Here is a 19945-nt window from a genome sequence, read left to right on the forward strand (position 1 = left end):
CAGAGACGTACTTTTTGTACTAAATAATTCCCTTCTATTAATTTTTCTAAAAAATCAAATTTCACAATTCCTATTTACGCGCTTCTATTATTGATAATAATTACCAATTATATATTTTAATTTCTAATTTTTGACGCTCAACAAACAAAAAATCCGAACAATCCGCCCTATTTTTTGACGTTTTACGGACACCTATACTCAATCGGTATAACCTATTCACTAAATTAATCATTAAATTAATAGAAAAGAGGCCCCCACACAGAGGACCTCCAAGTTTTTTACTATATATAACTATATACGTATTATAATATCACACATTACTACCAATTCTTAGCGCCGGCGATATACGATAGCGCTGCGCCACAAATACAAGAACGGGAAGCTCAAGCAATGTACCAAACGACTGAACGGGAAGATAAAGCAAACAGCCATCCACGAGAACATGTGCACCTTAAACATAATCGGTATATTGTTCATCAATTCCGGCTGCGGATGCATAATAAGCAAACTGCGGAACCATGGTCCGATATACTCACGATAGTTAAAAGCGCCGTCCGCATTAAGCATTGTACCTGCAAATCCCGTCAAAATAGTGAGTCCCAAGAATAAGAAGAGCCACACGTCCATGGACGATGTATTGACTTTCATATAAACGGACGTAAAACGACGTTTCATAAGAAGCAAGAAGCCTAAGATTAATAAAATCCCGGCCACACCGCCGATATAAAGAGCACCCATATGATAGAGATGTTCGTTAACACCAAACATTTCCGTTACTTCTTGAGGCACCAAGATCCCGCCTACGTGTCCTAAGAATACGAGGAGCAATGCAAAATGGAATAAAGGACCAGCAATGCGAAGCTGTTTTTTCTCTAAAAACTCACTGGACTTCGTAGTCCACGTCCGCTCCGACACGGTATAACGAACGGCCGAACCGAATACTAAAAAGGTAAACGCAAGATAGGGTAAGGCAACCCAAACAAATTCACTCATCCTAAAGTTCCCTCCCAACGTTCTACAATCTGTAATACTACATCAAGCACAAAAGCATGAACCTGTTTACCGTCAATGAGTCGCTGACGGAGTGTTGTCAAAGCTTCTTTGCCATGTTGTAAAATTTCCAAAGCCTCAACAGGTTCTAAGGTACTGCACAACTCGAGAAGAGCCGGCACATAATCCGGCAACTCCCGAGCAATGTCATAACCGTGTTTTTGAAAAAATTCTTTATACACTAATAATTCCGACGCCTGTTCCTCCGTATTGGTAGCATCATAAGATGTTAAATACATATTGGTATTACCGCTGAAGTCAAAAACGCGTACATATTCATCTTCATACTCACGAGGCTGTTCATTGAGGATATAATCAAGCACGGCACCGAGACTTTCTTTTAGAGGGCTGTCCGTCCAAGCACGCCAGGCCGTTTGCACGTCCGGCAAGGCTTCGCGCCATTCTGCGGAAGGATAGCTTAACAAATAAGCACTCAATTGCAAAGCTTCTTTATCTAAGGTAGTTTGATCCGGCACAACTTGATTCATTGTTTCCATAGTCTTACTCATGGCCACCTCCGGCACAACCGTTGCAACCGGAAGCACTCGGAGCGGAACCGCCGCAACCGCCAAAGGCACAATCACTGAAGCCCCCTACGCCTTGATGTAAGCGCTTTTCTTCCTGCGAAGCATTAACACCGGCCGGAATACGAAAACGATCGCGGTATTTAGCAATACCGAGCAAGCGATACATATCATATAAAGTATGTTCACCGTATTTAGCTTCAAACTCAGCGGTTTCTTCACCGTGCGTACGCATTTGCATATAACGACGTAAATCAAGTAAGGTATCCAGCACACGGCGAATAACCGCTTCATTACCCGCTGCCAATAACTGGGCCAAATAAGCCACCGGAATACGCATAGCTTCCGCTTCAGGGAAATGCACCGAAGCAGCCTGTTTGTGTAAAATCGGACTCATTGGCGGCACGTACCAAACCATCGGTACCGTACGATATTCCGCATGGAGCGGTAACGCAATTTTCCACTCTTTAATGAGGCGAAACACCGGTGATTCTTTAGCCGCTTTAATCCAATTATCGGGAATCCCCTGCTCTTTTCCTGCTTTAGCAACTGCAGGATCATGCGGATCGAGCAATACATCGAGCATATTGTCATAAATATCCTGCGGATTTTCTGTAGAAGCTACCGCTTCCACTTTATCCATATCATAGAGCAATACACCTACATAACGCATGCGGCCTACGCAGGTATCGGCACAAATCTGAGGCAAACCGTTTTCCAAACGAGGATAACAGAATACACATTTTTCAGCTTTATTGGTCTGCCAGTTATAATAGATTTTTTTGTACGGACAAGCAGGTACGCAATGGCGCCAGCCGCGGCACACATCTTGCGAAATGAGGACAACGCCGTCTTCGTCACGTTTGTAGATGGCACCGGACGGACAAGAAGCCACACAAGCCGGATTCAAGCAATGATTGCAAAGAAGAGGTAAGTATTTCATAAAGATATCGTGGAAGTCGAGGGCGATGTTTTGACCCATTTTTTGCAGGTTCACATCGGCACGAGCCGTATTACCGCCGGCCAAATCATCTTCCCAGTTAGGGCCCCATTCAATTTCCATTTTTTCCTTCGTAATCAAAGAGCGGGGACGTGCCACCGGCTGATTGTTTTTACGTTTGGAGTGAATTAAAGTTTCATAGTCATAGGTCCATGGCTCGAAATAATCTTTTAACTCCGGTTGTTCCGGATGGAAAAAGAGTTTCATCAGACGATTGCCTTTGGAGCCTGTTGCCAATTGCAACTTGCCGTCTTTTAAAATCCAGCCGCCTTTCCAATGATTCTGGTCTTCCCAATGTTTCGGATAGCCGATGCCCGGTTTTGTTTCTACATTGTTAAAATACATGTATTCCGCACCTTCGCGGTTTGTCCACGTATTTTTACAAGTAATCGAACAAGTATGACAGCCGATACATTTATCTAAATTCATGACCATCGAAATTTGTGCTTTAATCTTCAAGCCAATCAACCTCCTTCATCTTACGCACTACCACAAGCATGTCGCGCTGATTACCGGTAGGTCCGTAATAGTTAAACCCATAACTCAATTGACCGTAGCCCCCAATCATATGGGTTGGTTTCATATGAATACGTGTCGGTGTATTGTGGGTACCGCCACGACCGCCTGTAAGCGATGTGCCCGGTACATTAATGTGACGATCCTGCGCATGATGCATGTAAACGAGACCGCGCGGAATACGCGGTGTTACTACGGCACGGGATGCTACAACACCATTGCTGTTATATAATTCAATCCAGTCATTGTCGGCCACGCCGATTTCATTGGCATCATCTTCATTGAGCCATACGGATTGACCGCCGCGGAACAAGGTCAACATATGCGGCGTATCAAAGTACATACTGTGAATACTCCACTTGTTGTGCGGCGTTAAGTATTTAAGTGTAATTTCACGAACACCGTCATTCGGCAAGCTTTCACGCATAGGTGCATAGGCCAAAATCGGTTTGAACGTCGCCATCTGTTCGCCCCATTCCGCCATGATGTCGTGGTCAAGGAAGTAGGACTGACGGCCTGTAATCGTACGGAACGGCATGAGCAATTCCACATTATTGGTAAACGGCGTATAACGACGATTATCTTTGCCGTTACCGGTGAAAATAGGTGTACTGATAACGAGTCGCGGCTGCGCTACGATATCTTCAAAGGTAATCTTTTCACCGCTGCGACCACCCGTCATTTTCGTTAAATCTTTAAGACCGGTGAGCTCTTCCGCTTTCGCCCAGCTCTTATGAGCTACGGCACCATTCGTTGCGGATGACAAGGTCAAAACAGCCTGACAGGCATGGTATGCATCTTCAATAGAAGGACAACCGGCGCCTACATCATCAGTCGTGGAAATCACACGACAGGCACCGTCGGTAGCGCCCTCAGGAGCGGTAGAGCCTTGAGCACGGCTGCGAATAACACCATTACGTGCTTTAAGTTCTTCGTATTGTTCAGCAATGTTAACGGCAATACCGTGAGCACCGACTGTACCGTTAGCCAAATTAGGTCCTAAGGAACGTTGTTTTTCAAAAATACGCGTATAATCGCGTTCCACTTCTACGAGTTGCGGCATGGTTTTGCCCGGAATCGGATCACATTCACTGCGGCTCCAGTCTTTAACAACGCCGCCCGGCTGTGCCAATTCGGCTTCCGAGTCATGCCCTAACGGGGTAGCTACCATATCGCGATATACCGGCATATTCACTTCTTTAGCAAGCTTAGAAACAGCTTGGCCCAAAGTTAAGAAAATATCCCAGTCCGTCTTAGCTTCCCAGCCCGGATCTACGGCCGGCTGGAACGGATGCACGAACGGATGCATATCGGTAGAGGATAAGTCGGTCTTTTCATACCATGTAGCGGTAGGAAGCACGATATCCGAATAGAGCGCCGAACCGGCCATACGGAAATCCAGGTCAATGAGCAAATCGAGTTTACCCTTACCTGCTTCTTCACGCCATTTAATTTCGGTCGGTTTAACAGCCGGCGTGTCCGATTCAAGGAGCCCGTCTTTCGTACCGAGTAAGTGTTTCATAAAGTATTCGTGGCCCTTGGAGGACGACGTAATAAGGTTGGCACGCCATACGATAAGGTTGCGTGGGAAGTTTTCCGGTGCATCCGGGTCCTGTACGGCAAATTCCAACTCTTTATTTTTAAGCTGTTGTGCTACGAAATTCTTCACATCGCCAAATTCGGTGTAACCCGCTTTAGCCGCGTTTTTATAAATATCGGCACTGCTAGTCTTAAACGTAGGATAGGATGGTAACCAACCCAAACGAGCTGCCAATACATTGTAGTCACCTACATGACAATAACGTGGTTCTACAAGAGCCGATGTTAAATCGTTAGTATCCATTTCATCACTACGCCATTGGTCGGTGGCGAAATAGAAGAAGGATGTACCGTTCTGCAAACGAGGCACCGGCTGCCAGTCTTTAGCAGTCATGATAGCGCCCCAACCTTCGGCCGGACGCAATTTTTCCTGACCTACATAGTGAGCCCAACCGCCGCCGTTCTTACCTTCGCAGGCACAGAAAAGCACGAGGTTCAACACGGCACGATAAATAATGTCCGCATGGAACCAGTGGTTAATGCCGCCGCCCATGATGATGAGGGAACGACCTTTGGTCGCAATGGCATTATCGGCAAATTCACGAGCCGTATGAATCACCATGTCCGGTTTGATACCGGTATATTTTTCCTGCCATGCCGGCGTGAATGGAGTATCACTTTCATAGTTAACATTCACTTCACCGCCGAGACCGCGGTCAACACCGTAGTTAGCAAGTAATAAATCATAAACAGTCGTTACATATACTTCGCCGTCAGCCGTCTTCATGCGTTTTACCGGCACACAACGGGATAAGGTGGCCGTATTGTCCAAGTGACCGAAGAACGGTAAGCTGACTGTTTTCAAATCATCCTTTTCATCAATGAAGGACAATTTAGGGCTGATAGGTTCGCCTGTTTCACTGTTTTCGAGTTTTAAATTCCATTTTGTCTTGTCGCTCCAACGATGACCCATTTGGCCGTTAGGGATAACTAATTTATCGCTCTTTTCGTCGAGCACATAATATTTAAATTCGCTATGTTTCGACAAATCGCCCATGACTTTAGCCGTCAAGAAATGACCGGCCGTGAACTTGCCGTCTTTTTCATCCAAGCGAACGAGGAACGGGAAGTCCGTATAACGTTTAGCGTAGTCGAGGAACATTGGAGTCTGGTTATCTACATAGTATTCTTTTAAAATAACATGACCCATGGCCATAGCGAGTGCCGCATCAGAACCGGCTTTTACATTAAGCCAAGTGTCGGCAGCCGTTGTAGATTCAGCATAATCCGGTGAAACGGAAATAACTTTGGTACCTTTGTAACGCACTTCCGTTAAGAAGTGAGCATCCGGTGTACGGGTCTGCGGAACGTTGGAACCCCAAGTAATGATGTAACCGGCATTGTACCAGTCACTACTTTCCGGTACGTCGGTCTGTTCGCCCCATACCTGTGGACTGGCCGGCGGTAAATCGGCATACCAATCGTAGAAGCTGAGGCAGGCACCTCCCATGAGGTTCATAAAACGAGCGCCGGCAGCATAACTCAACATGGACATGGCCGGAATCGGCGAGAAACCGAAGTTGCGGTCGGGACCATAGTTCTGTACCGTATAGAGCATGGATGCAGCCGCAATTTCAGACGCTTCATCCCAAGTAGAACGCACAAAGCCACCCATACCGCGGGCGGACTTATAGCGTTTGGTTTTTTCAGGATCCGTAACGATAGATTTCCACGCTTCTAACGCATTCGGATGTTCTTTTTTGGCTTCACGCCACATATCCGCCAATTCACCGCGAACATACGGATATTTTACACGCAACGGGCTGTACATATACCAAGAGAACGAAGCACCACGCGGACAGCCGCGCGGTTCGAAATCAGGCATATCGGGACTTGTTTCAGGATAATCATGATTTTGATTTTCCCACGTCACGATACCGTTTTTGACAAAAACATTCCAACTGCAGGAACCGGTGCAGTTAACCCCATGTGTGGAGCGCACCACTTTGTCATATGACCAACGGTTACGATACATGGACTCCCAGTCACGGCCGCCTTGATACACGGCTTGATGGCCTGATTCACTTTTATTTTTAGGTTTTAGATAGGAAAATTTTTTAAAAAACGTATTCATGCGTTGTCCCTCCTTGTTACTTTCAGCATACCAAAGGAGACACGGTTTATATGTGATTTAAATCACATATATTTATAAATTTAATCCAAAAATACATTAAGCACTTATAACTATCAAATTATCTTGATATTTATAAAATTTTAATATCAATTAAAGCATCATATTTCTGACATCAATAAAAATTCTGTTCAAATTAAATAAATAGTAAATCACCCCAATAATTTGAATTTCTTTGGAATTTATACAACACAATTCCACTCTTTTATGTAGATTTTTCATACGAAGGGAAAATTGCTTGAAAGACTGATTTTAGAGGTCTATAATAGCAACGAAAGGAGTGTTCCTATGAAAACACCAACGTTTTACAAAATACACAGATATCTCAGCATATTTTCTTTCCTCTTTTTCTTTATGCTCTGTATCACCGGATTAATCTTATTATTCAGAACAGAAATTCAAGGTAATAACCACGCCATGGGTGCGGCGCCTATGAATATTAACACTCTCTGGGACGGTGCCGATCAAGGGGCTGCCCAATTTACTCAGAAATATCCGACTAAAGAAATCTTGAATATTTCACCGGCTATGGGCTCTCATCTGTTGCGCTACCGCATCATCGATAAAAACAACACCCATGAACCGCGTGCCCGCATGGGGATGGGCGGTGATTATATCATCTATAATCCGCACAGCCAACAGTTGATGCAACCGCAAAGCGGCAAGGTTACCGTTACACCGATTCGTACCGTAATGCATGCGCTCCATGAATTACACACGCGCTTAGCTTTAGATAGATTAGGCTTATATCTCATCGGTATTATTTCCTTAATCTGCGGTTTGGCCGTCGCCAGTGGTGCTTTTTTATACGGACCATTCTCCAAAGCAGCGAAATTGCGTAGAGCTATGTTGCAAAATCAAAAAGTTAACCCTGTTGCAGCCAATACCGCCGGTACAAATACCGACACCACCACTACCGCAGTAACCGACAATACCGCAAAACCTCATTCTTTCAAAGAGTCCTTGCGCAGTCGTTTTGCCAATTTGCATCGCGAGTTAATGATGTTAACCGTTATTTTCGGTTTTATTCTCAGCATTTCCGGTACCGGTATTGCCGCCTTCTTTATCTTAAACGACAACTATAATAAGGATGTGGCCTACAATGCCAAAATCGAATTGAGTACTCAGAAATCTGATATTTTAACACCATCCGAAGCAATTTTCCGTGTACAAGCCAAATATCCGGGCCAGCTCTTGATTTCCATGGATTATCCGTCCCGATTTAACGGACAGCATTATGCCTTCTATTTAGGTCGTGAAAACGATGAAGATCCGGCTTTATTCTTAGGGCAGCCGATATACGCCAACTTATATAAAGACGGTCAACAAGACCATTTCTATTCGCAACCGATTCCATGGTACTTCACCGGCTTAACAACGCTCATCAATTTACATATTCATAATCACAATACGATGGCCCTAAAAATTGTTTGGGGCATTTGGATGGTTGTGTTAAGTGTGGCTTCCCTATTTGGTGCCTTCTTAACCTTCCAACGTTGGGGCAAATGGACGTCTTGGCTTAAAACTCAATCGGCTCCGTCCAATACCAATAAAGTTTCCGCGGCAACAACTGTTATCAGTACTCAAACCAACACATGGACCCGCCCGATTGCCTGGTCTGTCTTAACCATCATCGGCATGTGGATTCCATTGACGACTATACCGTATCATAACGAAATTGCTTTAGTAGCGATGATTTTACCACTATTGGATATGGTTTATATCTTGATAAGAAGATAATATTAAATACATCAAAAATGCAAACTAAAAGAGCGACGAAAATTCGTCGCTCTTTTTACATTTATTTAAGTTATCCGATAAAACAAGTAGATTATGCCAATGAATCGACCGGTGCTAAAATTTTAAAATGATTTTTTTCAAATTCGATCAAACCGTCGTCCTGCATACGCGACAGCTCCCGAGTTAACGCACTGCGATCTACACAAAGATACTCACTGAGTGCTACACGGCCAAGCGGCACATCAAATTCCATGCTGCCCCAGGCTTTTGCCATATAGGAAAAGTAAGCCATCAACTTATCACGCAAATTACGCTTGGATACAATTTCCAACTTTTGCAAAATTCGCACATTTTTATCGGCAATGAGTGTCATAATATTCTGCACCAACTGACGATACGCGCCGGAATCGTTGGCAGACAGTGACAATAATTTATCGAACGGAATATACAGTGCCGTCACATCGGAAGCGGCGTAAAAGTTAACCAGTGACACTTGATGAGAACTGCAGGCAAAAGATTCACCGAATAAATCACCGCGATTCATAAACACCAAAATCGACCGATTCCCCCAAATATCTTCACTCATCATGTGGACCGTACCTTTTAAAATCACGCTTACGCAGCACACCTCTTCATCGGCAAGCGTTATATAGGCTCCTTTTTTAGTTTTCTTGGTAAAAGCACCTACAGTCTGCAATAACGTCTTAAATTCCGCTTCATTAATACCGCGTAATACCCGCAGATCCTGTACCATATCAAACGTATACTTCATACGTAACACCTCAGTTGTAATCTATTCTAAAAACGCCTTTTCCCTAAAAGCATTACCTATTCTATTATAGCATACTATATATCTAACGTTATATATTTAGTGCCTCATGACAGCCTTTTTTAACGGATTCTACAAAATGCACAATTTCATTTTGAATTCCATACTCCATAGACTCAATCAAATTTGATTTCCACTCAGCAAAAAACATTCTTTTTCACAGAATCTTACTTTTCAGTGATATTTATCACATACAAAATTGAATATTTTTCCTATACTCCAATTAGACACACTTTATACCCCACGGCTGTATTCCGAAATAAATCGACTTGATACACCTCGGTATAAAGCCAACATCGTCATGTTGATAATAGCCGCATTCTATATCACAAGTTAGGATACCGGCTGCTTTCTGCATTACTGTAACAAAGGAGTGTACGCATGTCAGCAACAACCGCAAGCCCAAAACTGAGCCGCCGCGAAATATTGGCTCAATGGAATCCGGAAAATGAACAGTTTTGGAATCAATATGGTAAAAAAATCGCAAATCAAAATTTAATCGTATCTACTATCGCCTTGACCATTTCGTTCTGTGTATGGACATTATGGTCAACAATTGCCGTAAAGCTTAACGCCATCGGCTTTCACTTCACCGATGAGCAGCTTTTCACTTTGGCCGCCATGCCGGGGCTCGTAGGTGCTACGGGGCGACTCCTATATACCTATATGCCGGGCATCTTAGGGGGCCGCAACTGGACCTTCATCGCTACGGCGCTTCTCTTAATTCCTCTATGGGGGCTCGCGCAGGCTTTACAGGATCCGACTACATCGTACGAAACCTTCTTCGTCTATGTACTCTTACTCGGTATTGCGGGCGCCAACTTCTCTTCGTCCATGGCTAACATCGGTCACTTTTTCCCACGTTCCAAACGTGGCACGGCCTTAGGTATTAACGCCGGTATCGGTAACCTCGGCGTTTCCATTATCTTCCTCATGGCTCCGATTGTAATGGGTATGACCATCTTCGCCCCGCTAGTAGGTACGCCGCAAACATTAAATGATGGCACTATCATCTTTTTGCAAAACACTTGTTATGTAGGCATTATTCAAATTCTCATCACCTTAGGACTCATCGCAAAGTACATGGATAACTTGCCGTTGCCAAAACAAAGCCCGGCTTCCATGATGAGTATTTTCACCAATAAACACACCTGGCTCATGACCTGGATTTATACCTGCGGCTTCGGTTCGTTCATCGGTTTCTCCGTTGCTTTGAGCCTGTTAGTAAATAAGGAATTCCCTGAAATTCCGTTCGCTTACGGCGCATTCTTGGGACCGTTCATCGGTGCCGGTATTCGTCCGGTAGGCGGTTGGTTATCCGATAAAATTAACAGCGGCACCAAGATCACCATGCTGTCCCTCATCGGCATGTTCATAGCCGCCATATTTATCATGTTCGGTATAACTACCCACAGCTTCATTATTTTCTTCGCAGCGTTCCTCTTCCTGTTCTTCATGACAGGTTTTGAAACGGGTGCCTCTTTCCGCATGATTCCGTACATTTTTACCGACGGCATGCAATCTTCGTTAGTAACCGGGTTTACCGCCGCTATGGGCGCATACGGGGCCTTCTTTATACCTAAGATTTTTGGTTGGTCCTACACTACGTATCAGACGGTAATGCCTGCGTTCTATATAATTTTAGCCTTCATCGCCGTGACCATAGTCATCACCTATTGGTTCTATGCCCGCAAGGGTTCCGGCATGAAGTGTTAATCTCCTATACCTTTTAAATTTGTACTTCAAAAAAGGGGCTGTAACGAAATTGAGTTTTTTTACTCACATTTCAGTTACAGCTCCCTTTTCAATTAAAACAAGGATACTTTCGGAATCAATAGTTCTGAAAATATCCTTGTTTTTTGTTTTTTTAGCGCACTTAAATAAGCCTGTGGCCTTTTAGTTTTAATTACGCAACAGAATTAGTTTCGAATAATCGTTGACCTAATCTCTTTTTCTGTATTCGGTTATGCAGTTTCAAGAGATTGTATCCAAAAGCTAGCAATAGCAAATCTTTTTCTACGTTATCTTTACCGCGATGTCTGAACCTAGTGTACTCAAAATCTTCTTTTGTTATGCCAAATGCACCTTCCACTTGGATAGAGCGGTTTACTCGCAATTGTAGACCATAGTCACTTTCAAATACAGCCTTGTTTTTGGCTAATAATTCACGGTAATCAGTAGCAATATATATCGCCTTATTCCCCTTAGGAAGTGTTCCGAACTTAAGTTTTTGACATTCCTTACGTAAGCCACAATAATTGCAGTTTTCACACCGGTATACTCGGTTTTGCTTAATGAAACCGGTCTTACTTTTGTTTCTGCGTATGTATTGAAATCGTAATGTACGACCTTTGGCACAGGTAAAGGTATCGGTTGCCTCATCATATAGCATATTATCTACTCGACCAATATCCGTCTTATACTTTTTTGTTTTACTCACTTCATACGCACTGGGCTTAATATAAGTTTTGTAATTATGTGTCCATAACCATGCCAGATTTTCATTGCTGTCATAACCGGCATCAGCTACCACATATTGGAAATGTTGCTTGTATTGTCCTTCCAATTGTTGCATAAATGGGATTAAGGTATTTGTATCTGTAGGATTCGGAAATACGCCAACTCCCATAATATATTCACTATGAACAGCTAGTTGAACATTGTATGCCGGCTTCAATTGACCGTTTAACATGTGATCTTCTTTTAATCTCATAAACGTAGCATCATGATCGGTTTTAGAATAACTGTTACGAGATCCTAGAATAGCTAGTTTTCCATCATATTCTTTTCATTTGTCACGTAATGCCAAACAAGATTCCAAGGCTCTTTGTAATGGATGTTTTCGCTTACCGCTACCGCGTACAAACTCAACTTGTTTTTCGAGTATAGATTGCTCCAGCAAAACCAATATTTCATCCTCGGTCATATCTGAAACATCTATGCTTAAAAGCTGCTGTACTTCACTTTGAATAGACAGTAATTTATCCGGTAATTTAGCATAATTCTTAAGAATTGTTTTCTTCCAGACAAACGTATATTTATTGGCGTAGGCCTCCCATTTAGTGCCATCGATGAATACTTCCGAAAAATCTAAACTGTCAATTTGGCTCAAAATATTAATGAATTGAGAGAGTAACTCTCTAAGTACATCAACGGTTAACCGTTTGAAAAAGCGATGGAATACCATATGAGATGGGGCCGGATGGCCTTGTAAGAGCCACATATAATGGATATTTTTGGTGCATTGATCAGCAATTTTTTGAACAGATACAATGCCTTCGGTCATAGCTAATACATAGACTTTAAACAAAAGATGGGGAGGTACTAAAGATTTTCTTCCTTTTGAAGAATATAAATGCTGCAACCTTGTATAGTCCAGTTCCTCCAATACAGCATCCAGTAATCTCACCGGTTCTTTTGGTCCGATCTGAAAGCCATAATCCAAAGATAAAACTACTTGGCGAAAGCCAGAAAGTTTAGTATAATTGCCTTGTTGGATATGGTTTTTCTTCATAAATTAATTATACCAACAAAGAAGGCCCTTCGGGGCCTTTTTTCTTATACAAATATAGCAAGAATGCGGCTTGAAGACACTTTCGTATCTTCAAACCGCATTCTTGTTTTTAGGGGTGTATTTCGTTACAGCCCCTTCCACTTTAAAATTGAAATCTACTACTTATCTTCTATTTAAAAACAACACTGGTCGGACTACCGGTTTCTACTGTTACACCGGCAAACGTCACCTGACCATAATCCGCATCAATATCAAAAAGCTGCAATGTATCCGAATCTTCGTTGGCAATTAGCAACTGCTTCCCATTTGGCATAAATGTAAAAAACCGAGGTGTTTTACCCAAAACGAACGTAAATCCTATATTAGTTAAAAATCCTGTTTCTTTATTCACCCGATATATGGCCACACTCTCATGAATACGAGTCGTTTCATACAAAAACTCTTCATTTGGACTAAGCAAAACGGCACTGGCTTGACCTTGGCCTGTATATGTTTCCGGCAATGACGGCACTATTTGTAAAGCCGCCAACTTACCTGCTTTATCATCAAAATCATAGTATGTAACGGAATTCCCTTTTTCATTCACCACATACACACGGCGATTATCCTTACTTATCGTCAAATGACGCGGTTCAGCATAAGTTCTGGCATCAATGTGAAAATGCTCTGAAAGCCCACCCGTTGCAGCATTAACCTTAAATACATAGATCCGTTCATAACCTACATGTCGGCCTTGCGTTGGCACCAGTAGCCATTGACCGGTTCTATCCAATACGCATTGATGAGCCAAAGATACAGCATCATCAGTAAGACCTTTAATTCGAGCAACCGAAGTAGCCTGCCCCAAACTTCCGTCAGATAATCGCGAAATCGTTGTTATCGTACCACCTTGCAACGTCGCTACGTATAAGAACCGATTATCCGGTGATATCTCAATATATACCGGATTTTTGCCTTCACAACTCACCGTATTTAAAAATGTAAGCGACCCGTCGTGCTCTACTTTAAAAGCACTTACTTCTTCATAATCACCGTGAACTGTATATAAATAATCTTTGTTTTTATCAAAAGCCAAGTATGACGGATTTTCTAAAATAGGCGTAATCCCCAGCAATTTCCATCCTTGCTCCGTAACTTCATATGCTGAAATTCCCTTACCGCGCGCATTACGGTGCTCTGTTGTACGACAGCCTACATATGCAAACATACTTCTTCCTCCTAGAAATACCTATAGTTAATACTTTTATTTTACACCATAAATATTCTTTCACCTACCCCACCAGTTTTTGCTACTGATAGCAAAAACTCGTTAATTTTACACTTTTTTACTATTAAACTTTAAAGAATCATCTTTTCAAAACAAAAAGCCTCCGAGCATTTTCACCATCGAAAATACCCAGAGGCTTATTTTTATTTAATTGTCAGCTATAGACCATTTCAGCCTATAGACTCTTTGACCCTAAAAGTCCTGATCTTCTAATCAGTCAAATTTGCCCAAAGCAGGAATGCTTTCCTGTTTCAAATATTCAGCATATTCTTTAGCATGTTTAGCAACATCTTCATCACTCATAGTGAGCGTACCTTTTACTACAAACGGAGTTAAGTAGGTCATGCCGCAGAATTCAGCCATAGCTTGGAACGGACGAAGCAATTCGGTAGCAGTATACATACCAGCTTCATGAGTATAGTTAGGTGCGCCGGTGGACACAGCCAACAACAATTCTTTGCCATGTAAAGCTTTACCGGTGCTGCCGTAAGCCCAACCATAAGTAAGCACTTTATCCTGCCATTCTTTTAACAAAGATGGCGAGTTATACCAATACATTGGGAACTGCAATACGATACGATCTGCTTCCGTCAAAGTAGTCTGTTCCATCATAACATCTACTTGGTTATTCGGATACAATTCATACATATGACGAACGTTAACATCATCGGCAATAGCCTGTTCAAAGGCTTTATTAATGCGGGACGCTTCAAAATTTGGGTGGAATAATAAAACAACGGTTTTCATAGGATACCTCCTATTTTCTTATGTAATAATATATTAATTTAAGAATATACAATGTAACTATATTGAATTTTCTATATCTATTATACATCAAAAAATTTTGATATGCCATACTAAAATTAAATATTTTACAAAATTTAATTTCACAAAATAAAACTGTTGTTTTTCTAACCGAATTAATCCGCACTGCCACTGTTTGCTCTGATTGTAATGATTACGCCAACCCTTTAATCAGCACTAACCGTCACGATTTCACCGGTGCGCAACGAGGTAAAAACTACTCGACGTGCCCGTAACTCATAAGTCCGCCCCGAACGTTCATTGCTATACAACGCATCACCCACCAGCGGATGACCCAAATGGGCCATGGCTACGCGAATCTGATGGGTTTTCCCCGTATAAAGTCTAATATCTACGGTCGATACCAATTCAGCCTGTTCCGCTTCACTCATGGTTGCCAATTCATCGGCACTCACTTCGCGATAAGAGGTGGACTTAACATCACCAATCTCATCACCTTCGACTTCTTCAAACACGCCGGTGCCGTTATAAACGGTACGCGTCGGTTTGCCGTCTTCGCGCACTTCATAATGAATGCCGTCATCCCCACGGGCCATTGGTAACTCCACAATATTAGTATCTGTCAAAACACCTTGAACAACGGTAGAATACCACTTTTCAAAGCGTTGATCTTCAATTTGTTGTTGATAAAAACTCTGTGCCAAGGCACTTTTGGCAATTACAATACAGCCCGACGTATCACGGTCAAGACGATTCAAAAAGCGCACTTTGCGTTTAATTCCATTGTCCAAGAAATATTGAGCCACGCCGTTAGCCAATGATACTTGTCCCCGTGAGTTCACTGTAATGCCTACCGGCTTATCCAAGATAAGCAATTCCTCATCTTCGTAGAGAATAACAAGCTCCATCGGCACCGGGTCATAATCCAATTTTTCCTTCGGCATCTGCAAACGCAATTCATCATTGAGCGCCACAGTTTCCTTCGGATTAGTTTTTTTACCGTTCAGCAATACCAATTTTTCTTGAAACAATTTTTTCATGACTGAACGAGCCATATGCTTTTCATCGAGCCATGCACCGACCGTTTCAATTCCGGCCGCTACATCTTCGGGACGCAATAAAAAACATACATCATCAGGGCGATATGTTTTTCGTGACATAGGCACCTCCTTATTCTCTGATAACATCAGCAGGCAAATATTTTAAAAACTCACTGGGCTTTACGTCACGACCGCGACTATCGGTAGTCGAGTAGGAAATAAAGAGTCGCTCTTTTGCCCGTGTAATCGCCACATAGAAAAGCCGCTGTTCTTCCGATAATTTACCTTCTTTGAGTGACAGGAAGCTTGGAAAGAGACCGTCCCGTAACCCGGCCAGAAATACATAATCAAATTCGCTGCCCTTTGCCTGATGGACAGTAATAATCGGAATACGGTCATTATTCTTAAGTCGTTGATCCGGTTCACCGGCCGTCAAAGCCGCTTGTTCCAAGATTTGCTGCAAACAAGCTCTGCCGGTTAAATCGGTAGCCTGTCCTTCCAAATCGACCATAAGGCGATACAAGTCGCGAATATATTCGACACGCTCAGGCTCTTTACGTTCTTGATAGTATTGAAGTACGCCCATATCTTTCATGATATACGCCAACAAAGCCGACGGCTTATCCGTCAGAATCTTACGTCTGAGTGTTGCCATTTGCGAAGCCATCGTAGCAAAAGCGTCTTTAAAATTACTAATCAAGGCGCGGCGCTGATCCGCTGTAGGTCTGATATTTTTGTCAATCGCATAGATTAAAAGCAATGCCGTTGCTCGAATATCATCCATTGCATTATGCGTCGGTTTATGATCAATCGGGAAGTAGTCACTCAAGAATCCCAACTTGTGATTAGGCAGGCGCGGATAAAAACGGCGATAAATATCGAGCGTATCGTAAACGCCGGCGAATTCGGGTCTCCCCAGATTATGACGGGCCAATTCATTGGTAAAAATACTGATATCGTAATTTACATTATGCCCTACGATAACAGCACCCTTTGAAAACTCTTTAAATTCAGCCAATACAGCAGCCGCCTCTTCACCGATTTCAGCCAATTTTTCATCGGTAAAACCGTGTACAGACGCCGAGTCGCCCACTGATTTTGACGGCCGAATATATCGCTCAAAGATTTCGCCTTCCGAACCGTCCGGATTAAGCTTGCACGCCGCAATTTGAATAATTTCATCACGTGTTGTGTCTGTACCCGTACTTTCCACGTCATATACGACAATATTACCGGCTACCAGGCCTTGCAACAGTCCGTCATAAGGCTCGCGCTCAAAAATCTGCATATCCACAAAGTCCGTTAAACGAAGCCCCATGGTCCGCACATTTTCACTTTCAATCTGCCGTATGCGCGCCTCACCGATGCCCTTAACATAACGTTTAATCAGGCGTTTCGCACTCACCGTGTCATGAGGGTTAAGAAGCAATTTGAAATAAGCCATTACATCTTTAATCTCTTGACGTCGGAAAAATTTAAACTCATCAATAATCATAAATTGACGCTGTTCTTCCGCCGGCAAATGTTCATTGCATCTTGCAAAAAGACTGCTTAAATACCGTGCCTGATTATTGTTGCGAACCAACACGCCGATTTTCTTATCTTTCGGTACCGTTTGAATGGTATCAAAAATATAGGCCCCCTCTTTCCATTCCGTCGGAGATTTATGGACCACAATAGGCTCGCCCTTAGTCTTGCTGGCAGCAAATGGCCGTTCCTTATAGAACTGACCGATTAAGCGCGGAAACATATGCTCTAACACGCCAAACGACGCATCAAACAAATACCGATTAGCACGATAGTTTTCATAAAAAACGATTACATCCGGTGAAAATTCCGTCTTATATTCCGCCAAAAGACGTTCTGGATTGGAGCCGCGCCATTCATAAATTGTCTGAAAATAATCGCCGCAAAGAAGAACATGATTGTCTTGCCACAGACATTTCATAACAGTACCTTCCAAATCGCTGGTATCCTGCATTTCATCCACGTTGATATAACGATAGCGACTGCGCCAACGCTCCCGTATGGTCTCATCCTGAAACAGCCGGTGCACCAACGTAATCAAATCGGTAAAATCCACACCGTGAACTCCGGCCAAAGCTTGATCATACTCAACCAATGACTCATAACCCTTGGCACGAAAATCGGCCAAGTCGGACATATTGAGTTTTTCAAAAAAACGTTCCATCGTAAGGCGCTGTTCTATGAATAAACGATCGATGGTTTTTTCATAATCAGCCGCATTATCATCGCTGTAATAGCCCCACAATGAACGATATTCCTTCACATGTGCCACCAAGTTCATAAACACCGCCTCACGCATATTCGGTGGCACCAAAGGGGACAAAAGTTCCTGACAGTCCACTTCGTCATAAATCGTCATGTCAAAATACAGACTGTCATTGCGCTTACTTTCCTCCTGCAGGATTTTATAACAAAAGCTGTGAAAGGTGCTTACCTCCACAGCTTTGGCTGCCGGCCCTGCCATAGACAGAATACGATCCTTCATTTCACGACAGGCCTTATTGGTAAATGTCATGCAAAGGATCTCCTCACCCTTGGCTGCGCCACTTTGAATAATATGTGCCACACGGTAAGCCAGCGTATTTGTTTTTCCCGTACCTGCCGAGGCTAGTAACAGTATGTTGTTCGTCAACGTATTCACCACACGTTGCTGAGCTTCATTTAACTGAGCCATACTGACTGCCTCCTTTTATTACATGCCGTGCATCAGAGCCACTACGATTACCGGAATCGGCCCCAAAACGGCGGTTAAAAACCACATGAGTACGGTCATATCCACAGGAATATGCAAAAAGTTCACACTGATATAATAAGCTGCATAGCCTAAAATCAAGTGAATAGCAACTCTCTTAATTGTATAAAATGCTACTTTAAAAATCATATAAATAACAACGACTGCCACAGCGGCAGTTACTACTAAATCCATTCAAAAGCCTCACATTTCCCGGCGATTCATAACCGCCCCGCCGATAGTCAATTCATCGGCATATTCAATATCTCCGCCAACCGGTACACCGCGTGCAATGCGAGTCACCTTAATACCGATTGGTTTTAATAAACGCGCCAAATAAAGGGCTGTTGCTTCCCCTTCCGGATCCGGATCGGTAGCCAAAATGACTTCCTTTACCGTTTCATCGCGTAAACGATTCAATAATTCCTTAATGCGGATATCTTCCACACCAATGCCTTCCAACGGCGACAAAGCACCTTCCAGCACATGATATACACCTTTATAATCGCCGCTTCGTTCAATCGCTACCACATCACGAGAGGTCTCTACCACACAAATGGTACTATGGTCGCGCATTTCATTGGCACAAAACTCACAAGGATCCTGTGCGGACAAATTAAAACAAACGGAGCAGCGTTTGGTGGCCGCTTTGGCCTGTTCAATCGTATCAATCAAGGTGGCCACTTCATCAGCCGGCAATTCAACCAAATGATAGGCCAAACGCCGGGCCAATTTTGCACCGATGCCGGGCAAACGGCGCAATTCCTCCACTAAGCGTTCTAACGGATTGGCCATCTTAGAACATACCCGGTAATTTCATGCCGCCCGTTACTTTGCTCATTTCCTGTGCCATCATGTCATCTACTTTTTGACCGGCTGCATTCACGGCGGATAATACTAAATCTTCCAACATTTCCATATCGTCAGTATCTACTACGGAAGGATCGATTTTAACGGATTGAACGATTTTTTCACCGTTCATTACGATGGTTACAGCACCGCCACCTACAGAAGCGTCAACTGTTTTAGTTTTCAATTCTTCCTGCATTTTCTGCATATCTGCCTGCATCTTCTGTACTTTTTTCATCATACCTTGCATATTGCCCATATTTGGCATACCTTTACCGAACATTATTGTTCCTCCTTTAGTAAAAACACTCTTTATTTAAATACCATATAAATATAATTCACCAAATCTATTCTTGAATAACA

At 43.0% G+C, this 19945-nt stretch carries 16 protein-coding genes; 2 read left to right on the top strand and 14 right to left on the bottom strand.

Annotated features, from left to right (window positions below; genetic code table 11):
• Nucleotides 1–330 precede the first annotated feature (330 nt).
• The 4 genes from narI to EO126_RS06685 are packed head-to-tail and all read right to left on the bottom strand — an operon-like array spanning nt 331 to nt 6763.
• Nucleotides 331–993 carry a respiratory nitrate reductase subunit gamma gene (narI, locus tag EO126_RS06670; protein WP_006555914.1) on the bottom strand — a complete coding sequence of 221 codons (663 nt, stop codon included), beginning with the start codon at nt 991–993 and terminating at the stop codon, nt 331–333.
• Nucleotides 990–1559 carry a nitrate reductase molybdenum cofactor assembly chaperone gene (narJ, locus tag EO126_RS06675; RefSeq protein WP_164726710.1) on the bottom strand — a complete coding sequence of 190 codons (570 nt, stop codon included), beginning with the start codon at nt 1557–1559 and terminating at the stop codon, nt 990–992. The genes narI and narJ overlap by 4 nt, the downstream gene beginning before the upstream one ends.
• Nucleotides 1552–3033, bottom strand: coding sequence for a nitrate reductase subunit beta (narH, locus tag EO126_RS06680; protein ID WP_127008103.1), 1482 nt, complete (start codon nt 3031–3033; stop codon nt 1552–1554). The genes narJ and narH overlap by 8 nt, the downstream gene beginning before the upstream one ends.
• On the bottom strand, nt 3023–6763 hold the full coding sequence (locus EO126_RS06685) for a nitrate reductase subunit alpha (protein ID WP_127008105.1): 3741 nt from the start codon (nt 6761–6763) through the stop codon (nt 3023–3025). The genes narH and EO126_RS06685 overlap by 11 nt, the downstream gene beginning before the upstream one ends.
• A gap of 345 nt (nt 6764–7108) precedes the next feature.
• On the opposite strand from EO126_RS06685, the gene EO126_RS06690 reads away from it, so the two are divergent.
• Complete coding sequence (locus tag EO126_RS06690; protein WP_127008107.1) at nt 7109–8560, top strand: PepSY-associated TM helix domain-containing protein; 1452 nt, start codon at nt 7109–7111, stop codon at nt 8558–8560.
• Between the two features lie 91 nt (nt 8561–8651).
• Here EO126_RS06690 and EO126_RS06695 read toward each other — a convergent pair whose 3' ends face one another.
• Nucleotides 8652–9332, bottom strand: coding sequence for a Crp/Fnr family transcriptional regulator (locus EO126_RS06695; RefSeq protein ID WP_006555909.1), 681 nt, complete (start codon nt 9330–9332; stop codon nt 8652–8654).
• 438 nt (nt 9333–9770) lie between these two features.
• Here EO126_RS06695 and EO126_RS06700 point away from each other — a divergent pair, with 438 nt between their 5' ends.
• Nucleotides 9771–11105, top strand: a complete 1335-nt coding sequence (locus EO126_RS06700) for an MFS transporter (RefSeq protein ID WP_006555908.1) — start codon at nt 9771–9773, stop codon at nt 11103–11105.
• A 190-nt stretch (nt 11106–11295) separates the two neighbouring features.
• Here the strand turns inward: EO126_RS06700 and EO126_RS06705 are convergent, their stop codons facing one another.
• The 9 genes from EO126_RS06705 to EO126_RS06745 all read right to left on the bottom strand — a co-directional run bounded on the left by EO126_RS06705 (nt 11296) and on the right by EO126_RS06745 (nt 19865).
• Nucleotides 11296–12153 carry a transposase gene (locus EO126_RS06705; RefSeq protein WP_225723642.1) on the bottom strand — a complete coding sequence of 286 codons (858 nt, stop codon included), beginning with the start codon at nt 12151–12153 and terminating at the stop codon, nt 11296–11298.
• A gap of 24 nt (nt 12154–12177) precedes the next feature.
• Nucleotides 12178–12903 (bottom strand): transposase, encoded by a 726-nt coding sequence (locus tag EO126_RS06710; RefSeq protein WP_127008111.1) that lies wholly within the window; start codon nt 12901–12903, stop codon nt 12178–12180.
• A 169-nt stretch (nt 12904–13072) separates the two neighbouring features.
• Complete coding sequence (locus tag EO126_RS06715) at nt 13073–14110, bottom strand: lactonase family protein (protein ID WP_006555904.1); 1038 nt, start codon at nt 14108–14110, stop codon at nt 13073–13075.
• Between the two features lie 273 nt (nt 14111–14383).
• Nucleotides 14384–14917, bottom strand: coding sequence for an NAD(P)H-dependent oxidoreductase (locus tag EO126_RS06720; RefSeq protein WP_127008113.1), 534 nt, complete (start codon nt 14915–14917; stop codon nt 14384–14386).
• Between the two features lie 224 nt (nt 14918–15141).
• The gene (locus EO126_RS06725) at nt 15142–16095 is read right to left on the bottom strand and encodes an RluA family pseudouridine synthase (protein ID WP_127008115.1); all 954 of its coding nucleotides are present in this window, start codon (nt 16093–16095) and stop codon (nt 15142–15144) included.
• A 10-nt stretch (nt 16096–16105) separates the two neighbouring features.
• The gene (locus EO126_RS06730; RefSeq protein WP_006555901.1) at nt 16106–18676 is read right to left on the bottom strand and encodes a 3'-5' exonuclease; all 2571 of its coding nucleotides are present in this window, start codon (nt 18674–18676) and stop codon (nt 16106–16108) included.
• Between the two features lie 18 nt (nt 18677–18694).
• A complete protein-coding gene (locus EO126_RS06735) occupies nt 18695–18928 on the bottom strand; it encodes a hypothetical protein (RefSeq protein WP_006555900.1) in 234 nt (77 codons plus the stop codon).
• 9 nt (nt 18929–18937) lie between these two features.
• The gene (recR, locus tag EO126_RS06740; RefSeq protein WP_006555899.1) at nt 18938–19528 is read right to left on the bottom strand and encodes a recombination mediator RecR; all 591 of its coding nucleotides are present in this window, start codon (nt 19526–19528) and stop codon (nt 18938–18940) included.
• A gap of 1 nt (nt 19529) precedes the next feature.
• On the bottom strand, nt 19530–19865 hold the full coding sequence (locus tag EO126_RS06745) for a YbaB/EbfC family nucleoid-associated protein (protein ID WP_006555898.1): 336 nt from the start codon (nt 19863–19865) through the stop codon (nt 19530–19532).
• Between the last annotated feature and the right edge of the window lie 80 nt (nt 19866–19945).

The sequence above is a fragment of the Veillonella seminalis genome, from assembly GCF_003992065.1.
Classification (GTDB): Bacteria; Bacillota; Negativicutes; order Veillonellales; family Veillonellaceae; genus Veillonella_A; species Veillonella_A seminalis.

Coding starts and splice junctions, on each gene's coding strand:
- EO126_RS06725 (WP_127008115.1), bottom strand. CDS start 16,095: ATGTCACGAAAAACATATCGCCCTGATGATGTATGTTTTTTATTGCGT.
- EO126_RS06685 (WP_127008105.1), bottom strand. CDS start 6,763: ATGAATACGTTTTTTAAAAAATTTTCCTATCTAAAACCTAAAAATAAA.
- recR (WP_006555899.1), bottom strand. CDS start 19,528: ATGGCCAATCCGTTAGAACGCTTAGTGGAGGAATTGCGCCGTTTGCCC.
- narI (WP_006555914.1), bottom strand. CDS start 993: ATGAGTGAATTTGTTTGGGTTGCCTTACCCTATCTTGCGTTTACCTTT.
- EO126_RS06690 (WP_127008107.1), top strand. CDS start 7,109: ATGAAAACACCAACGTTTTACAAAATACACAGATATCTCAGCATATTT.
- EO126_RS06735 (WP_006555900.1), bottom strand. CDS start 18,928: ATGGATTTAGTAGTAACTGCCGCTGTGGCAGTCGTTGTTATTTATATG.
- EO126_RS06700 (WP_006555908.1), top strand. CDS start 9,771: ATGTCAGCAACAACCGCAAGCCCAAAACTGAGCCGCCGCGAAATATTG.
- EO126_RS06720 (WP_127008113.1), bottom strand. CDS start 14,917: ATGAAAACCGTTGTTTTATTATTCCACCCAAATTTTGAAGCGTCCCGC.
- EO126_RS06730 (WP_006555901.1), bottom strand. CDS start 18,676: ATGGCTCAGTTAAATGAAGCTCAGCAACGTGTGGTGAATACGTTGACG.
- EO126_RS06710 (WP_127008111.1), bottom strand. CDS start 12,903: ATGAAGAAAAACCATATCCAACAAGGCAATTATACTAAACTTTCTGGC.
- EO126_RS06715 (WP_006555904.1), bottom strand. CDS start 14,110: ATGTTTGCATATGTAGGCTGTCGTACAACAGAGCACCGTAATGCGCGC.
- EO126_RS06745 (WP_006555898.1), bottom strand. CDS start 19,865: ATGTTCGGTAAAGGTATGCCAAATATGGGCAATATGCAAGGTATGATG.
- narJ (WP_164726710.1), bottom strand. CDS start 1,559: ATGAGTAAGACTATGGAAACAATGAATCAAGTTGTGCCGGATCAAACT.
- EO126_RS06695 (WP_006555909.1), bottom strand. CDS start 9,332: ATGAAGTATACGTTTGATATGGTACAGGATCTGCGGGTATTACGCGGT.